Source organism: Leifsonia sp. NPDC014704 (assembly GCF_043083605.1).
Lineage (GTDB): Bacteria > Actinomycetota > Actinomycetes > Actinomycetales > Microbacteriaceae > Leifsonia.
Genome location: NZ_JBIBYW010000002.1, coordinates 1313571 through 1329940 on the forward strand (window position 1 = coordinate 1313571; position 16370 = coordinate 1329940).

20 protein-coding genes are annotated in these 16370 nt (G+C 69.2%); 11 read left to right on the forward strand and 9 right to left on the reverse strand.

Going from position 1 to position 16370, the window contains the following annotated elements; translation table 11 throughout:
• Positions 1-43 precede the first annotated feature (43 nt).
• Positions 44-1420: an ABC transporter substrate-binding protein gene (locus tag ACF1AJ_RS17825; RefSeq protein ID WP_391508565.1), complete on the reverse strand. Its 1377-nt coding sequence runs from the start codon at positions 1418-1420 to the stop codon at positions 44-46.
• Between the two features lie 170 nt (positions 1421-1590).
• On the opposite strand from ACF1AJ_RS17825, the gene ACF1AJ_RS17830 reads away from it, so the two are divergent.
• The gene (locus ACF1AJ_RS17830) at positions 1591-2655 is read left to right on the forward strand and encodes a LacI family DNA-binding transcriptional regulator (RefSeq protein WP_391508566.1); all 1065 of its coding nucleotides are present in this window, start codon (positions 1591-1593) and stop codon (positions 2653-2655) included.
• 44 nt (positions 2656-2699) lie between these two features.
• A complete protein-coding gene (locus ACF1AJ_RS17835) occupies positions 2700-4763 on the forward strand; it encodes a ricin-type beta-trefoil lectin domain protein (RefSeq protein ID WP_391508567.1) in 2064 nt (687 codons plus the stop codon).
• Here ACF1AJ_RS17835 and ACF1AJ_RS17840 read toward each other — a convergent pair.
• Positions 4645-5682: a DMT family transporter gene (locus ACF1AJ_RS17840; protein ID WP_391508568.1), complete on the reverse strand. Its 1038-nt coding sequence runs from the start codon at positions 5680-5682 to the stop codon at positions 4645-4647. The genes ACF1AJ_RS17835 and ACF1AJ_RS17840 overlap by 119 nt on opposite strands.
• 72 nt (positions 5683-5754) lie before the next feature.
• On the opposite strand from ACF1AJ_RS17840, the gene ACF1AJ_RS17845 reads away from it, so the two are divergent.
• The 4 genes from ACF1AJ_RS17845 to ACF1AJ_RS17860 all read left to right on the forward strand — a co-directional run bounded on the left by ACF1AJ_RS17845 (position 5755) and on the right by ACF1AJ_RS17860 (position 8338).
• Positions 5755-6669 carry a LysR family transcriptional regulator gene (locus ACF1AJ_RS17845; RefSeq protein WP_391508570.1) on the forward strand — a complete coding sequence of 305 codons (915 nt, stop codon included), beginning with the start codon at positions 5755-5757 and terminating at the stop codon, positions 6667-6669.
• 63 nt (positions 6670-6732) lie between these two features.
• Positions 6733-7245 carry a GNAT family N-acetyltransferase gene (locus tag ACF1AJ_RS17850; RefSeq protein WP_391508571.1) on the forward strand — a complete coding sequence of 171 codons (513 nt, stop codon included), beginning with the start codon at positions 6733-6735 and terminating at the stop codon, positions 7243-7245.
• 98 nt (positions 7246-7343) lie between these two features.
• On the forward strand, positions 7344-7730 hold the full coding sequence (locus ACF1AJ_RS17855; RefSeq protein WP_391508572.1) for an SHOCT domain-containing protein: 387 nt from the start codon (positions 7344-7346) through the stop codon (positions 7728-7730).
• A 257-nt stretch (positions 7731-7987) separates the two neighbouring features.
• A complete protein-coding gene (locus tag ACF1AJ_RS17860; protein WP_020076872.1) occupies positions 7988-8338 on the forward strand; it encodes a metalloregulator ArsR/SmtB family transcription factor in 351 nt (116 codons plus the stop codon).
• A 10-nt stretch (positions 8339-8348) separates the two neighbouring features.
• Here ACF1AJ_RS17860 and ACF1AJ_RS17865 read toward each other — a convergent pair whose 3' ends face one another.
• Genes ACF1AJ_RS17865 through ACF1AJ_RS17880 form a run of 4 tightly spaced genes read right to left on the reverse strand, consistent with a single transcriptional unit; the run spans position 8349 to position 10555 of the window.
• Positions 8349-9059 carry an ANTAR domain-containing protein gene (locus ACF1AJ_RS17865; RefSeq protein WP_391508573.1) on the reverse strand — a complete coding sequence of 237 codons (711 nt, stop codon included), beginning with the start codon at positions 9057-9059 and terminating at the stop codon, positions 8349-8351.
• A complete protein-coding gene (locus ACF1AJ_RS17870; protein WP_391508574.1) occupies positions 9056-9754 on the reverse strand; it encodes a GAF and ANTAR domain-containing protein in 699 nt (232 codons plus the stop codon). Before ACF1AJ_RS17870 ends, ACF1AJ_RS17865 begins: the two co-directional genes overlap by 4 nt.
• Positions 9755-9788: 34 nt before the next feature.
• Entirely contained in the window at positions 9789-10160 is a 372-nt protein-coding gene (locus ACF1AJ_RS17875; RefSeq protein WP_391508575.1) for an ATP-dependent DNA ligase, read from the reverse strand.
• A 32-nt stretch (positions 10161-10192) separates the two neighbouring features.
• Entirely contained in the window at positions 10193-10555 is a 363-nt protein-coding gene (locus ACF1AJ_RS17880; protein ID WP_391508576.1) for a hypothetical protein, read from the reverse strand.
• A gap of 124 nt (positions 10556-10679) precedes the next feature.
• Here ACF1AJ_RS17880 and ACF1AJ_RS17885 point away from each other — a divergent pair, with 124 nt between their 5' ends.
• The 5 genes from ACF1AJ_RS17885 to ACF1AJ_RS17905 all read left to right on the forward strand — a co-directional run bounded on the left by ACF1AJ_RS17885 (position 10680) and on the right by ACF1AJ_RS17905 (position 14318).
• Positions 10680-10979, forward strand: a complete 300-nt coding sequence (locus ACF1AJ_RS17885) for a hypothetical protein (RefSeq protein WP_391508577.1) — start codon at positions 10680-10682, stop codon at positions 10977-10979.
• A gap of 42 nt (positions 10980-11021) precedes the next feature.
• Positions 11022-12092, forward strand: coding sequence for an NAD(P)H-dependent flavin oxidoreductase (locus ACF1AJ_RS17890; protein ID WP_391508788.1), 1071 nt, complete (start codon positions 11022-11024; stop codon positions 12090-12092).
• Complete coding sequence (locus ACF1AJ_RS17895; RefSeq protein WP_391508578.1) at positions 12089-12514, forward strand: hypothetical protein; 426 nt, start codon at positions 12089-12091, stop codon at positions 12512-12514. Before ACF1AJ_RS17890 ends, ACF1AJ_RS17895 begins: the two co-directional genes overlap by 4 nt.
• A gap of 10 nt (positions 12515-12524) precedes the next feature.
• Positions 12525-13562, forward strand: coding sequence for an alpha/beta fold hydrolase (locus tag ACF1AJ_RS17900; protein ID WP_391508579.1), 1038 nt, complete (start codon positions 12525-12527; stop codon positions 13560-13562).
• Positions 13563-13649: 87 nt separating this feature from the next.
• A complete protein-coding gene (locus ACF1AJ_RS17905) occupies positions 13650-14318 on the forward strand; it encodes a class I SAM-dependent methyltransferase (protein ID WP_391508580.1) in 669 nt (222 codons plus the stop codon).
• A 6-nt stretch (positions 14319-14324) separates the two neighbouring features.
• Here the strand turns inward: ACF1AJ_RS17905 and ACF1AJ_RS17910 are convergent, their stop codons facing one another.
• From ACF1AJ_RS17910 to ACF1AJ_RS17920, 3 genes are all read right to left on the reverse strand, one after another.
• Positions 14325-14498: a hypothetical protein gene (locus ACF1AJ_RS17910; protein ID WP_020076878.1), complete on the reverse strand. Its 174-nt coding sequence runs from the start codon at positions 14496-14498 to the stop codon at positions 14325-14327.
• Positions 14499-14590: 92 nt separating this feature from the next.
• Complete coding sequence (locus tag ACF1AJ_RS17915) at positions 14591-14959, reverse strand: DUF2200 domain-containing protein (protein WP_391508581.1); 369 nt, start codon at positions 14957-14959, stop codon at positions 14591-14593.
• 49 nt (positions 14960-15008) lie between these two features.
• The gene (locus ACF1AJ_RS17920; RefSeq protein WP_391508582.1) at positions 15009-16178 is read right to left on the reverse strand and encodes a toxic anion resistance protein; all 1170 of its coding nucleotides are present in this window, start codon (positions 16176-16178) and stop codon (positions 15009-15011) included.
• Positions 16179-16370 lie beyond the last annotated feature (192 nt).

A 16370-nucleotide genomic window follows, 5' to 3' on the forward strand; every position in this document is an offset into this window, starting at 1 on the left:
CACGGGTGTTCCTCGGTTCGGCGGACGGGTCGGCCCGGCATCGCTACTGCCGGTCGATCAGATTGGTCTGGATGTCTTTCGATGACTGCTCGATGACCTGATCCGGGCTGAGCGTTCCGTCGAGCATCTTCTGGATGTTGTTGCCCAGGTAGTCGACAGCGCCGGCCCACCACGTCGGCAGTGGGGCGCCTCCGGGGATCTCCTTGCCCGCCTCGATAGCGGTCGACCACAGGTCCTGGTTCCCCATGGCCTCGATGGGGGCGAAGAGCGGCTTGTCCGGGTTCGCCGCCGGCTCGTACGCGGGAATCGAGGTGTTGAGGCCGCCGGGGTAGACGTCGTTGGGGCCGTAGACCGCCGTGTATCCCGCCTTGTCGTACATCAGGAACTTGTAGAACAGCCAGGCGAGCTGGGAGTTCTTTCCCTCCTTGGGGAGCACGAACGACGAGCCTCCCATGGCGCCGCTCCGCGCGCCGCCGTCCTTCCAGGCCGGCAGGGGCATCGCCCGCCAGTCGCCCTTGGTGGCGGTCAACTGCTGCTGGGGAGCGAAGTCGAACCAGATCGACCAGGGATAGAAGACCTCGTCACCGGAGTCGAGCGCTCCGATGTCGCTGGGGCTGAGGTACTCCGCTCTGGTGCCGAGGCCCTGCTTCTGGACCTGGTCGAGCCAGCCGAGGATCTGCTTGTACTCGGGAGAGTCGAGGCGGAGTTTGCCGTCGGCGTCGGCGAGGCTCGTCCCGAGCTGACTCGCGTACATCTCGAGCTGGAGCTGGCCGAGGAAGGCGCTCTGCTCCAGGTGGATGGGCTTCGAGCCGGGCTTGTAGGCCTGGTATGTCTTGGCGGCCGCGACCAGATCGTCGTACGTGGTGATCGACGAGGGGTCGATCCCGGCGGCGGTGAGCGCCTTCTCGTTGTAGAAGAGCAGGCCGGGGTCGAGGTCGAACGGGACACCGTAGATGCCGCCCTTGACCGTGTTGACGTCGATCTTCTGCTTCGCGATGTCCTTCGAGTACGGCGCGAGCACGTCTTTGAGGTTCCACAGGTAGTCCGCGTATCCGCCGACCTTGGCGTCGTCGAGGAAGACGCCGTCGGGCACGTCGGTGCCTGTGATGAGGGTGTTCTGCAATTTGGCGTCGATGTCGACGGCTTCGTGGTGGACCGTGATGTCCGGGTAGACCTTGTTGAAGTCGGCGATCGCGGCATCGAAGACCTTGAACAGGTCGCCCGAACGGTCCCAGATGGTGATCTCTCCCTTGGGGGACTCATCCGTCGGGGCGGCGAGCACGGTGCTGGAGGCGGTGGAGTCGCCCGAGCCTATATCGGGCCCGCATCCGGACAGGCCGACGGCGATCAGGCCGGCCGCGCCGAGGGCGATGACGCGCGTTGTCGCGGCCTTCCGCCCTTTCGGGGTTGTGAGCTTCATGACACTCCTTTGTGCGGTCGCCCGAGTGGGGACTCGGGCGGTTTCGGGGTCGTCGGCGGGGAGGATCGAGGTGGCTGCGACCCGTTTGCCAACGTATGCAAAACGCTACAGGATGTTTGCAACGGTTGCAAACGCTAGGATGAGGAATCTCCGAAGGCGGGAGGGAGCCCATGCCGGCAACGCTGCGCGATGTCGCCGAGCGAGCGCGCGTGTCCGTGCGCACAGTATCCAACGTGGTCAGCGGGTACGAGCACGTGAGCGCGAAGATGCGCGCACGTGTGCAGCAGGCCATCGACGAACTCGGTTACCGCCCCAACCCGGTCGCCCGCACGCTCCGGACGGGACGGACGGGCCTGCTGGCTCTCGTCGTGCCCGAGATCGATGTGCCCTACTTCAGCGCCCTCGCCCGAGATGTGATCCGGGCCGCCGCCGACGTCGGCTACCAGGTGATGATCGACCAGACCGGCCACGACCACGAGCGCGAACAGGACCTCCTCCGCGGCACGGACCGCAACATGCTCTTCGACGGGATGCTGTTCGCGCCGCTCGCCACCGAGCCGGAGCTGAGAGAGGTCAACGCGTCGCGGAGCATGCCGCTGGTGCTCCTCGGCGAGCACACGTTCGACGGTCGTTTCGACCACGTCGCCATCGACAACGTCCAGGCGGCCGCGGATGCGACGGAGCACCTGATCGCCATCGGCCGGACGCGCATCGCCGCCATCGGCGCGCAGCCGAAAGAGCACTACGCGACGCCGCAACAGCGGACGGAGGGCTATACGAAGGCGCTCGTCCGCGCGGGCCTCCAGCCAGAACCGTCTCTCATCCGCGCCGCGGATCACTACAGCAGGGCCGACGGATACTCGGCCGCATCGTCCCTGTTGTCCGAGACCCCTCGGCCGGACGCGATCTTCTGCTACTCGGACCTGCTGGCTATGGGTGCGGCCCGGGCGGTGTTCGATGCGGGGCTCCAGGTGCCCGAGGACATCGCCATCATCGGCATCGACGACATCGAGGAGGGGCGTTACGCGCGCCCGTCGCTCAGCACCGTCTCCCTCGACACCCCCTTCATCGCCGAGCACGCGATCGCGCGGATCGCCGCCAGGATCGACGATCCAGGTCTTCCCGCGGAGGAGATCGTCGCGCCCCATCTGCTCCTCCCTCGAGAGAGCACCGGGGCGGTCGACGACCGAAGGGATCCCACTATTGCCAACGTAGGCAAATCAATGACACTCTGATTTGCGACGTTGGCAAAGAGGCTGACGCGCAGATTGGAGTTCCCATGGTCCGACTCGCTGGAAAGCGGTCCATCCTCGCGGGGTTCATCGTCGTGGCAGCCGCCCTGTTGGCTGTGACCTCGTTCGACGCCTTCGCCCGACCGCCTGCGGCTTCGGCGGCGGTTCCCGGTCAGGTGCTGTACTCGCCCAACCTGACCACCTATCCCAACGGCACGGCCGGCTATCCACGGGCCACCAGGCTCGACTTCGACGGGTCGGCGAACCAGACGATGCTGGCGACGTTCGCCAAGGGCGGCCACGGCGCGCCGGGCACGTTGCCGATCTATCGCAGCACCGACGGCGGAGGCAGCTGGAGCCAGATCTCCACGATCTCATCGCACACCTCCGGCTGGGACATCGAGGCGCCGACCCTCTACGAGGTCCCCCGGACGATCCCGGGCCTCAACCAGGGCGACGTCCTCGCCGCAGGCACGGCGTGGCAGGTCGGCAATTACACCACCCAGAAGATCGAGGTGTTCCGCAGCACGGACAAAGGCCAGACCTGGCAGTACCTGTCGGACTGCACCTCCACGAGCGGCCTTCCGAACTCCTGGGGCCACGGCATCTGGGAGCCGGCGTTCCTCGTCACGGCCAACAACACGCTGGCCTGTTTCATCTCCGACGAACGCCCCGCGAACTCGGCGACCAACAACCAGCTCATCGGCCACTACACGTCCACCAACGGCGGACTCACCTGGAGCTCCACGCAGACCCAGGACGTGGTCTTCCCCAACGACAACCTCGCCCGCCCCGGCATGCAGACTTTCGCGGCACTCCCGAACGGCAGCTTCGTGATGTCGTACGAGTTGTGCCGCGACGCGACCAATGCGGACCATGCATGCGAGGTCTACATCAAATTCAGCTCGGACGGGCTGAACTGGGGTCCGGCAGGCTCGGCCGGCACCCTCGTCACGACCGCCGACGGACGTCAGCTCCTGCACACCCCGTACATCTCATGGGCGCCGGGCGGAGGGCCGAACGGGACGCTCCTCCTCTCTGGCCAGCGCGTCGTCTCGGGGCCGACCGGCACCAAGACGGTCCTCGCCGAGTCGGGGACGGTCCTGTTCATGAACACCGCCCTCGGATCGGGAGCATGGACCGAGGCCGCCACCCCGGTGACCGTCAACCCGACCGGAGGCTACGCCTCGGGCGTCCCCTCCTGCCCCGGTTACTCGACGCCAGCCATCCCTCGCGAAGACGGGACCAGCTATGTGTACTTCGCCGCGACGTGGCTCGGTCAGGGCAACCAGTGCGAGCTGCGGTACGGCACGGGCGGCCTGCCCGGACCGACCGGGACGATCGGTGCTCCGGGCGGCAAGTGCCTCGACGTGGACACGAACACCGCGGCCAACGGAAACGCGGCGCAGCTCTGGACCTGCGGAACGGCGACCGGCCAGGTGTGGTCTGTGAACGCGAACGGCACGATCCGATCGTTCGGCAAGTGCCTCGACGTCGATGCCAACGGCACGGCGAACGGGACGAAGGTCCAGCTCTGGGAGTGCATCGCCGGTTCGGGTGCCCAGCAATGGCGACCCCAGGCGAACGGCGCCTTGCTGAACCCCCAATCGGGCCGTTGCCTGGATGATCCCGCCGGCGTCACGACCGACGGCACGGACCTCAAGCTCTACGACTGCAACGGTCTGTGGACACAGGTCTTCACCCTTCCCGGCTATCCGACGGGCCCGATCACCGGACCGTCGAACAACGCCCTGTGCGTCGATGTCGACACCAACACCTCGGTCAACGGCCGCGCCATCCAGACGTGGACGTGCAATGGCGTCCCCGGTCAGCAGTGGACGGTCGCGCCGGACCAGACGATCACGGCGCTCGGCAAATGCATGGATGTGGGCGGCGCCAGCACGGCGACGGCGAACGGCACGCCGATCCAGCTGTGGGAGTGCAACGGAAGCGGCGGCCAGAAATGGTCGGTGCAGCCCAACGGCTCGCTCCTCAACCCGGAATCGGGCCGATGCCTGGATCTTCCGGGGGGAAACCTGGCCGTAGGGACGGACCTCGCCCTCTACGACTGCAATGGCCTCTGGCCGCAGCAGTGGAAGGTCGCGGTCTGACGTCATAGCGCGCCTGCGACGCGTTGAGATCTGATGTGCGGTGCCGGCGCTCGATGGCCTGGCCGGCGTAGCTGGCAGCGACGATGAGCCCGGCACCGCTCACCCCGAACGGCCCGATCGTCTCGCCCGCGATCAAGACGCCGACCAGCAGCGCCCATACGGGTTCGGTACCCATCAGGATGCTCGCGCGCGACGCGGACGTTCGCCGGACCGCCCACAGCTGGACCGCGAACGCGAACAGCGAGCAGAGTACGCCGAGGAACAGGACGTCCGCCCATCCGCCTGCGTCGAGGTGCGCGGCACGGGCCGGGAGGTCCGGTCCCGCCAGCAGGGAGAAGAGTGCAGCGCAGACGAGCATCTGCACAAGAACCACCCCGAGAGAGCTGTCACGCCGTCCGCGGGTGAGGTGGGCGCTCGCCGTGACATGAACGGCGCGGACGACGGCCGCCGCGATCACGAGGGCGTCGCCGAGGGTCGGGGCGCGCAGGCCGCCGTCGGAGACGAGCAGCGCCACGCCGACGACGGCCGCGGTCGCGGCGACGAAGTAGGAGCGGGGCAGCCAGGAACGGGAGGCGAGGCCCTCGAGCAGAGGAGTCATCACGAGCGCGAGGCTGATCAGCAGGCCGGCGTTGGTGGCCGACGTCAGGTGAACGCCCCACGTCTCGAGAGCGATGATGGCCGCCTGTGAGAGCCCCAGGCACACGGCGATGACGAGGCCGCGGCCACGTGGCAACCGCTCCCGCCGGACCAGGCAGACCATCCCGGTCGCGGCGGCCGCCGTGAGGAAGCGAAGGGCGACGGCCGACGGCACGCCGGTGTCGGCCGCCAGGTCTTTGGCCGCGAGGAAGCTCGCGCCCCAGACCGCTGCGACGCCGAGTAGCAGGAGGTCGACGACACGTTCGCCACGGAGGAAGGACATGCCGCTAGTGTCAGGGTGATCGATCCGGAAGAACAATGGCCAGTGTCTTGGTTCTCACTTTAGGAAGCGCTTATGGATCCAGCTCGGCTTCGCCTGCTCCGTGAACTCGGTGATCGGGGCAGTGTGGCGGCGGTCGCAGCCGCCATGCACGTCAGCGCGTCGGCCGTCTCGCAGCAGCTCGCCGCGCTGCAGGCCGGCATCCCGGTGCCCCTGACGGTCAAGAGCGGGCGCCGACTCGTGCTGACGGAAGCGGGAGAGGCGCTCGCCGTCGCCGGCTCACGGGTGGAGGAGGCACTCGCCGGTGCGCGCGACGCGGTCGCGTCCTACCTGGAGCACGACCCGCAACCCGTCCGCGTCTCCGCGTTCCACAGTGCGGGACTCACCCTTTTCGGCCCGTTGCTCGCTCGGCTGGGCGACGGCCTGCACGTCTCGCTCGCCGACGCCGACGTGGCGCGAAGCGAGTTCGCAGGCCTCACCGCCGACTACGACCTGGTGGTCGCGCATCGCCTCGCGCACGAGCCCGAGTGGCCCTCGGAGCGGATCGTGGTCACGCCGCTCTTCGTCGAACCGCTCGACATCGCGCTGAGCGCCGCCCATCCTCTTGCCGCCCTCCCCGCCATCCGCCCGGAGCAGCTGCGGGGCGAACGCTGGATCTCCACGCACCCGGGATTCCCGCTGGCCGGCGTTCTGGAACACCTGGGCGCATTGAGCGGCACGGCGCCGAGAATCGACCACCGGATCAACGAGTTCTTCCTCGCCGCGACCGTCGTCCGGACCGGCGCCGCGATCGCGGTGATGCCGCGGTTCACCGCCGCATCGCTCGCGGTCGACGGGATGGTGCTTCGGCCGGTCGAGGGCGCCACGCTCGTCCGCCACGTGGATGTCCTCGCCCGGCCCGACGCGCTCGCCCGGACGCCCGTGCGGAGCGTGCTCGCCGAGCTGCGGAGCATCGCGACGGTCGCGTCGGAGTCTGCCAACCGGTCCTGACCTCCCTGTTCGGCGTGGGCGAACCCGGGACTTCGGGCAACGGCTCCGGGAGATACTGGGGGAGTGACGAGCATCCCCATCCGGCCGGCCCGGCCCGACGAGTACGCGGCCATCGGCGAGCTGACCCACGCGGCGTACACCAACGACTACACCGACCTCCCGGCGCACTACCGCGACGAGCTGAAGCATCCCGAAGCCCTGCTCGACGACTTCGAGTTCTTCGTCGCGGAGGATCCGGAGACCGGACAGCTGCTCGGCACCATCGCGCTGCTGCGGCCCGGCCACGACCAGGAGGGCCGGATCGCGCCGGACGAGCTGTACTTCCGGCTGCTCGCCACGCATCCGGCAGCCCGCGGGCGGGGGATCGGGATCGCGCTCACGGAGTTCGCGCTCGACCAGGCCGCGCAGCGCGGACAGCGGGCCGTCGTGATGAACAGCGGCCCGGACATGCTCGGCGCGCACGCGCTCTACCGGAAGCTCGGCTTCCGCCGCGAGGCCGAGCGCGAAGGCGTCGTCGAACTCCCGGACGGCCGGACGTTCCAGCTACTGACGTTCGTGCGCGAGGTAGCCGCCTGAAAGACGGCGATTCTGCCTACTAGCCGAGGATGATCCCGGCGTCGTAGCTTCAGGCCACGCGAAGTGCTGGCCGCTCCGCCCAACGAGAAGGAGTTGCTATGACTTTCTGGGATTTCATCGTCTGGACGTTCTGGTTCTATCTGGTCGTCGTCTGCATTTCGATCTTCATCCGCGTGATCATCGACGTCTTCCGCGACCCGGAGCTCAACGGATGGGCGAAGGCACTGTGGGTGCTGTTCCTCGTGATCCTGCCGTTCCTCGCGGCCTTCATCTACCTGATCGCACGCGGCGGCCGTATGGCGCAGCGCAGCGCGGCCGGGGCGATGGAGGCGCAGGCGGCCGCGACGGAGCACATCCGTACGGTGGCGGGCACCAACTCGCCGTCCGCCGAGATCGAGTCGGCCAAGCGCCTGCTCGACAGCGGCGCGATCACTCCCGCCGAATTCGAGACGCTCAAGGGGAAGGCGCTCGCGGGGGTGGCGTGAGCGCGCCCGAACGCTGACCCGGGGCCGTCGCCGTCGCACCCGCGACGACGACGGCCCCGGCGTGTCAGCAGCATCCTGCTTGTCGGCAATCCTGCGTGTCAGCAACAATCCGGCGCGCAGGAGCCGTCCGGAAGCGTCTGGCACTCGTTGGTGTCGCAGCATCCCATGGTGGCCCTCCCTTCCTCATCGATGGTTGTCGATGAACCACCCTGGCCGCATACATTGACGTTTGTCAATGTATCGACGAGAATCGATGCATGGCGATCACCGAGCTCCTCCCGCTGCGGGACCTGCAGGCCTGCTGCGCACCGCTCACGACGGAAGTGATGAGCGAGGAGAACGCGCACTCGGTCGCGCGAGCGATGAAGGCGCTCGCCGATCCGGCGCGACTCCGGTTGATCTCGATGGTCGCGGCGCACGACGGCGGCGAGGCCTGCGTCTGCGACCTGACGGAACCGCTCGGACTCTCGCAGCCCACGGTCTCCCACCACCTGAAGATCCTGGTCGACGCAGGCTTTCTCAGCCGGTCGAAGAGGGGGACATGGGCGTACTACCGCCTGGTTCCCGGATCCCTCGACACGGTCTCGTCGTTCCTCGCGTCGGTCTGACGCCGCTCGGTCAGAGCCTGAGCCGACGCTCGACGATGTCCGACGCGACCAGCGAGATGCCCCGCTGGTTGCGCCGCGCGTAGTCGCGGATGAGCGTGAACGCCTGATCGATCGGCACGCCGCGGGTCTGGGCGACGACGCCCTTGGCCTGCTCGATGATGATCCTGCTGTTCAACGCGAACTGCAGCTGCTGCCGGATCGCGTCGCTCTCGGCCAAGCTCCGCTGGTGCAGGATGCCGATGGTAGCAACGTCCGCGAACGCCTGTGCGGCGACCAGGTCGTCCTCCGGCAGGTCGCCGGTGGCATCCCGGAACAGATTCAGCGTGCCGATCGTCTGTGCGCGGAGGCGGAGCGGGATGGCGTCGATGGCGGCGAAGCCCTGCTCCAGGGCTCGGTCGCGGAAGGCCTGCCAGCGGTCGGGCACCTGCTCGATGTCGGCGACCGAGACGACCGCGCCGGTCTCGAAGCTCTCGATGCACGGACCCGCGTAGGCGCTCAACTGCATCACCTCGACCAGGCGGCTGGCCTCGCTCGTGGAGGCGATCACGTCCAGTTCTCCGTGCTCGTCGGCCAGCATCACGCCGGAGGCCGTGGCGCCGAGGAAGCGGCTGGAGAGGTCCACCAGGTTCTGCAGCAGGTCGACGACGTCGTAGTCGGCCACGAGCGTGTCGGCCAGCTGGGCGAACGCCCGCAGGATTCCTTGTTCGCGAGTGAGGGTCATCGCGATCGACCGTCCCCTCCGTCGAGCGCCGAGAAGTCGAGGCGACCGTCGAGGACGTCCCGCGAGACCTCCATCATCGAGCGATCCGTCGCGTAGGCGTGCGCCTGGATGACCATGCGGGCGTCGTCAGCGCTGACATCCAGTTGTGCGAGCACCATCCCGGTGGCCTGATGCACGACGCGGCGGGAGAACGGGTTCGCATCCTCGGCCGGTTCCTCGCGGCCCATCGTGTCGAGGGCGCGCTTCAGCAAGGTCCGTCCGGCGGCCTCGGCGAGCTTGGTGGCCGCCTGTGTGTGCGCTTCGTCCAGGGCGACGGGTTCGCGTGTGTACATGTCGACCGCGCCGATCCGCAGCGGCCCGACGAGCATCGGGAAGGCGAACAGGGCGCCGACCCCCGCCTCGATCGCGGCCGGCGTGAACGAGGTCCACTGCTGTTGCGGCCGCCGGCGCAGATCGGGCTCGAGCACGGGGCGGCGCAATCGCAGGGCGTCCCAGCAGGGGCCCTCGCCGAGGTCGAACTGCAGCTCGTCGAGACGGGCGGCCACGGTGTCGCTGGCCGAGACCGTCTCCGTCCCGAGCAGGTCGCCGATGGTCGAGACGGCCGTCCCCTCGACCGGGAGCGCCTCCATGAAGGGGCGCCAGTACTCCGCCTGCGGTGCGTCGCCCGGAGGCGCATCGGTGGTTCTCTTGTTCATCCGCGGCCGCCGTCCATTCCACCCACGCTACCGGTCAGTAGCCCCGCCCGTGCAGATCCTGCAGATGCGGAGTAGCCGTCGCCAGCGTCACGCCCGCCCCCGTCTCTGCCGCGATGCTCTCCTCCGTCATGATCAGCAGCCCCTTCGAGCTGTTCGCGGAGTCCAGGAGCGCATCCACCCAGGCGGGGTTGATCTTCGGGAACCGGCCGCCGCTGAACGTGAAGTACAGGTTCTGCGAGGGGTGAATCCAGATGGAGCTGTGGCCGTCGCCTGTCTCGTTCGAGTCTCGCCAGGCCATGAAGAAGCTCTCGCCCCGACGGATCTTCTGGGCGATCACGATCTGGAGGTGCGCGAGGAGGCGGTCATCGAACTCGATCACGATGCCGTCGTATCTCAGCGAGCCCATGACGCCGTCCCTCCCGTGAGTCCCCGGTTGGGTCAAGCGTGTTCCCTCTGCGGGGGGAAGTCCAGATCGAGGTCGGGCCAGTTCTCCGGCAGGTCGCTCGCCGAGAACGGCAGACCGCGAGGCACCGACAGCTCCTGCTCTCGACGACGGAGGTCGTCGACGGCGGCGGCGTCGTGCAGTTCAAGCCGGTCCGTCGGCACGGTCGTCGTCGTGGCATCCATGAGCCACCCGACCAGGAAGGCCGAGCGGCCATGCTCCCCTCCGGGGAGGATCACCGGAATGTCGACGATGTTGACACGGCCGTGGCGCGCCAGCGCGAGCGCGTACCGCTGGACGGCGTCGGCGATGGCGGTGCCCGTCAGGCACGTCGTCGAGTTGGTGGAGATGGTTTTCATGGGAACCCCCGGGTCTATGGAGATCGCCGGGGTCCGGGGCGTGAACTCCCCACCGACGGTAGCCACGGTGCCCTTCGGAGTCAAGCGGCTGAATGCTACCGACGACGGCCCTACCGTAGCCGTCATGAAGCACGTCACTTTCGCCGAGAAGTCGCTCCTCATCGGGAATGAGGCCGCCGATCTGCTGATGCAGTACGCGCGGTTGATCTCCGAGCGGGGCGGGTCGGATGTGGTCACGGTGCGAGCGATCGGTGTGGACGGGAACGCCGTCGACGCATCGTTCCTTCTCAACTCCGCGACCGTTCTCATGGTGGAGTCGGCGAGCACCGATGCGACAGAGCCCGACAATCACGAGGCGGTCGAGTACCTGCGCAACCGTACGGAGGAGCTGAGTCAGCCGTTCGGACCGCCGAGCGATCTGTAGCCCCCCGGCGCGGACCCGTGGGTGTAGACAAGTCGGGTGAGACTGCGTGAACTGCTGGGCATCGAAACCCCCGTCGTGCTGGGACCGTTCGGGGGCTTGTCGTCCGTCGACTTGACGGCTGCGGTGAGCGAGGCGGGCGGCCTGGGGTCGTTCGGCCTCTACGGTCTGAGCGGCGAGCGTATCCGAGCGATCGGCGAACAACTGCGTGAGCGGACGACGCGCCCGTTCGCCCTCAACCTGTGGCTGCCCTTCCGGGTCTCCGGCGAGCCGGACGCCGACGGAGGCTTCCGGCGCGATGACGTCGATCGCGCGATCGCCGCACTACGGCCGTTGTTCGATGAGGCCGGAGCGCCCGTCCCGGAGTGGCCGATCGCGCCGCTGCCCGACTTCGACGAGCAACTCGCGTCCGCGCTCGACGCCCAGCCTGCAGCGCTGAGCTTCGTGTTCGGGGTACCGCCTGCCGAGGTCGTCGAGGAGGCGCATCGGCGCGGTATCCGTATCATCGGCACGGCGACGACGGTGCCCGAGGCGCAGGCACTCGAGGCCGGCGGGGTGGATGCGGTGGTCGCGTCCGGTTCCGAGGCGGCCGGGCACCGGCCCTCCTTCCTGGCAGACCCGGCCGACAGCCTGGTGGGCGGTCTCGCCCTCATCCCGCAGGTGGTCGACGCCGTGGGCGTCCCTGTGATCGCCGCGGGCGGCATCGCCGACCGTCGCGGCGTCGCGGCCGCATTCGCGCTCGGAGCGTCAGGAGTCCAGGTCGGTTCGGCGTTCCTGGCCACGCGGCAGTCGGCGGCGCCGCCGGTCCACCGTGACCGCATCCGGAGCGCACTCGCCCACGAGACCGTGCTGACCCGGGCGATGAGCGGCCGGCCGGCGCGCGGGCTGCCGAACCGGGCGGTGCGGACCATCGAGCAGAGCGGCGCGATCGCCCCGTTCCCGCTCCAGAACATCCTCACCGGCGTCTTCCGCCGCCGGGCGGCCGAGACCGGCGACGCCGAACTGCTCAGCCTGTGGATGGGACAGAGCGCCGGCCTGTCGCGCCACGACGACGCGGCGGAGGTCTTCGCCGAGCTGGCCGCCGGGGTGCCGGGGCGGATCGAGGGGGAGTCATGATCGCAACGGACGCACGAGAGCAGGTGAGCCCGACGCGGGCCCGCCTGCTTCGGGTGGTCGGCTCACTGGTGCTCGGCGTCGTGGTGGGGCTGCTGGCCTCGTACCTTCTCGCCGTGGCAGTGACCGCACCGATCCTTCCGGGAGCCTTCGTCATCCATCCGGTGTCGCTGCTCCTGACGGCGGGGATCGCCGCCCTCTCGATCGTCGTCGGGTGGCGCTGGCCGGTGATCGGACTGACGGCGGGCATCGTCGTCCTCGTGCTCGTGGCCTTCGCACTGACCGGGCTGGGATGGTCGCGCTCGGACTGGGCGAGTCCGTTCAACGCGGTCGCCTACGGTGCGTGGAGTGCCTACCCGACGATGCTCGGAGCCGTGCTGGTCACCGTGTCGGCTCTGAGGCTGCGGTCTCGCCGGACGCGATAGCGCGCATCCCGTGCAGCAGCACCTCACCCGGGTCACCGCCGCCGACGGCACGGATATCGCCGTCGCGTCCGTCGGCGCGGGCCGGCCCGTCGTGTACGTCTCCGGGTGGCTGAGCCACCTCGAACGGGGATGGCGGCTCGCCGAGGAGCGCGCGTTCTACGAGGATCTCGCGCATGGATGCCGGCTACTTCGCTACGACCGGGCCGGATGCGGGATGTCGGGTCCGGCACGGCAGCCTTCGTCGCTCGCGTACGAGCTCGAGCAGCTCGCGGCGGTGGTCGCGCCGCTCGGTCCGGAACCGTTCGACCTCATCGGCGTCTCGCTGGGTGCGCTGGTCGCCGTCGCCTGGGCGGCCGCGCATCCCGAGACCGTCCGGCGGCTCGTGCTCTACGGGGGCTGGGCGTGTGGTGCAGACGTCTCACCGCCGAGCGCGCGCGAGCACGTGCTGGCCCTGGTCGGATCGCACTGGGGCCTCGGCTCGGACGTGCTCACCGACCTGTTCGCCCCGGATGCATCCGCCGCAGCGCGGACGGAGTTCGGCCGGTATCAGCGAGCCGCATCGGATGCTGCCACGGCGCAGTCGCTCCTCGCGCTGAGCTACGCGCTCGACGTGCGCGGCCTGCTGCCGCAGGTGCTCACTCCTACGCTCGTCGTCCACCGGGAACGGGACCGCGCGGCTCCGCTCGTCCAGGCGAAAGCGTTGGCCGACGGCATCCCGGGCGCCGAGTTCGTCGTCCTCCCCGGGAGGTCGCACCTTCCCTGGGCCGGCGATGCAGCGGCGCTCGCCGCGACGATCCGGCGGTTCCTCGGCCTGCGCGCGATCCGGACCCCCGCGGGGACATTGACGCCGCGGCAGCGGGAGGTCGCGGCCCTGGTCAGCGAGGGGAGGACCAACCGCGAGATCGGCGAGCGGCTCGGAATCGAGGAGCGGTCGGCGGAGGGGCATGTCGAACGCATCCGGCTGCGGCTCGGCCTCCGGTCGCGCGCGCAGGTCGCGGCGTGGTGGACCGCGCGGGGTGATCAAGCGCCGGAGTCACCGCGACCGTGACCGGCGAAGTGGGGTAGTTCCCCGCCTGATCGGCGAGTGGATGCGCGGCAGAGTCGTCCCGACGGCATCCACGACCGAGGAGCAGGCATGAGCAGGACGACCACGACAGGTGACCGACAATCGACGGGGTTCGCCCATCACCCCGGACGCGGACGCTTCAACGCCGCCTTCTTCCGGCTGATGGGACCGTACCTGGAGCGGTCGCTGCGTCCGCGCAAGCGACGCGTGTTCGCCGGGGTGGCCGGTGACGTCGCGGAGATCGGGCCGGGAGTCGGCGCGAACCTCCCCTACCTGCCCGCCGGGGCGGTGCTGATCGCCATCGAGCCGAACCGGTACATGCACGACGGTCTCCGCACGGCGGCCCTCCGTTCGGGAGTCGCGCTCGACCTGCGGGAGCGGACCGCCGAGCAGACCGGCCTGCCCGACGGCAGCGTCGACACCGTCATCTCGTCGCTCGTGCTCTGCTCCGTGCAGGATCCCGATGCGGTGCTCGCGGAGATCCGCCGCATCCTGCGCCCCGGTGGGTCGTTCCGGTTCGTGGAGCATGTCGTCGCCTCGCGCGGGACGCCGACCCGCGCTTCGCAGCGGCTGTTCCGCCGGCCGTGGGCGTGGACGTTCGAGGGATGCTCGTGCGAGCGCGATCTCGAGCGCTCGCTCCGATCAGCCGGTTTCGCGGAGGTCGAGGTGGAGCACTACCGTCTCCACACGCCGTTCCTGCCGTTCAATCCGCAGATCGCCGGTGTGGCTCGCGCCTGACCTCGCTCAGTAGTCCTCGCGCCGATCCTGCTCGGCGTCGACGACCGGCTCGGCCTCGGCCAGCTCGCTCAGCGTCTGGCGCAGGTGCCGGGTCAGCCACTCGTTCGACGGCTCGCCGCCGGAGACGATGTCGTCGAGCTGCCGCAGCCGCTCGGACGCTGAGCCGTGAAGGTCGTCCATGATGTCCTCCCACCCTCGCACCGGCCCCGGATGGGACCGCCTGCGATGAGGCTAGTACCGCGGCGTTCCGATGGCCATGCGCGCCGGGCTGCTCAGCTGCGGGATGCCGCCGCCTCGCCGCGCAGGATCGACGACATCTTCTTGCCGCGCGCCACCTCGTCGACGAGCTTGTCGAGATACCGCACCTTCTGCATCACCGGGTCGTCGATCTCCTCGACGCGGACGCCGCAGATGACGCCGGTGATGAGCGAGGCGTTCGGGTTCCAGTGCGGAGCGGTCGTGAGGAACGTCTCCAGGTCGACCCGATCGGCGATGGCCGCCTGGATGCCCGCGTCGTCGTAGCCGGTGAGCCAGCGGGTGACCTCATCCACCTCGTCCTTGGTGTGGCCCTTGCGCTCCACCTTGGTCACATAGAGCGGGTAGATGTCGGCGAACGGCATGGCGAAGATGCGGTGGCTCATGGCGTCAACGGTAGCGCGCGGGCGGGGAAGCGTGACCGGTCGATCCGGGCTAGCGCGGCTGCTCCATCGGCCGGGATCGCTTCAGGTACTCGCGCGAGCGGGCGACCTGCTGGTCGAGCGCGTCGACCGTCGTCGCCATGCGCGCCACGGCCTCGGTGCGGTAGGTGTCGATGCTGTCCATCGTCGCGAACACGTTGTCGAAGGCGCGCTGCAGCACCTCCACGTCGACCGCCGACGAGGTCTGCTCCTTCTGCACCTGCTCGGTCTGAGTGCGGAGCACCTCGCCCGTCCGGCCGATGAGCGCGTTGGTGCTGTCGTGCAGGGCGCCGAGCTGGTCGATGACCAGCTTCTGGTTCTCCAGCGCCTGAGCGACGACGACGGCCGTGCGGAGGGCCGAGACCGTCGTCGTCTTCGCGCGTTCGACGCCCTTGATCAGCTCGACGTTGTTCTTCTTGATGACGTCGAGTGCCAGATACGCCTGCACCGAGACCGCGATCTGGGTCGTGAGATCCTGCCGGCGCTGGCGGATGGGGAACAGCGCCTCCTTCTCCAGCAGCGTCGCGCGCGCCGGGTCGGTCATGCGCAGGTCGGCCGCCGCATCCACCGTCGCCTTGTCGAGGGCCGCGGTCAGCACCACGTACTCGTTGAGGCGCTCGGTCGTCTTCCAGAGCGATGCGCGCTCCTTCTCGATCTCGGCGTTGTCGCGGGCGAGCCACTCCTGCCCGTGATCGAGCGCGGCGACGATGCCGTCGAGCTGCTTCTGCGCCGACTCGAACCGCTGGACGTACTGGCGCAGCCTCCGCCCGCCCGGCACCCGGGAGAGCATCCGGTTGCGGCCGGTCAGGTGCTGGGGGTCGAAGTCGCTGACGGTCGCGCGGAGGTCCTGCAGCGTCCGGATCACCCCGTACTGCGGGTCGGTGCGCACCGCCTTGCCGCGGGCTGCGGCGAGCGAACTGGCCGGGCGGCTGAGCAGCTGGCGGGAGGCGTCGCTGGATGCGCGCATCTCGGCCTCGCCCAGGTGCGAGAACCCGATGATCTTGCGCGTGAACGCCTCCGATCCGGGCTCCGCGGCAGCCAGTTCCCGGATGAAGTCGCGGGCCCGCTGCTCGAGCTCCGCTTCACGCTCGGCCGAGACGGCCACCATCTCCACGGCCTGCTCCTCCTGTAGTTCCGGTACGGCGTCCGGTGGTCGCAGTCTGTCCTCGGGTGCCTCGTCCATGAGCAGCTCCCTCCGCCGCTGTCGTTGCGACGAGGATAGATCGCCCGGCGCACCGCGTGGAGGGGTTGCAGCGAACCCCCAGGTGCGCTCGCCGTGCGGTCGCTGTTCGACCGCGGAAGCGAAGGGAGGCTTCCGCAGTGCTGCTTCTGCGAATCGCCTCCGTTTCCCGCGTCCGACGCCTCTCCCCGGGCG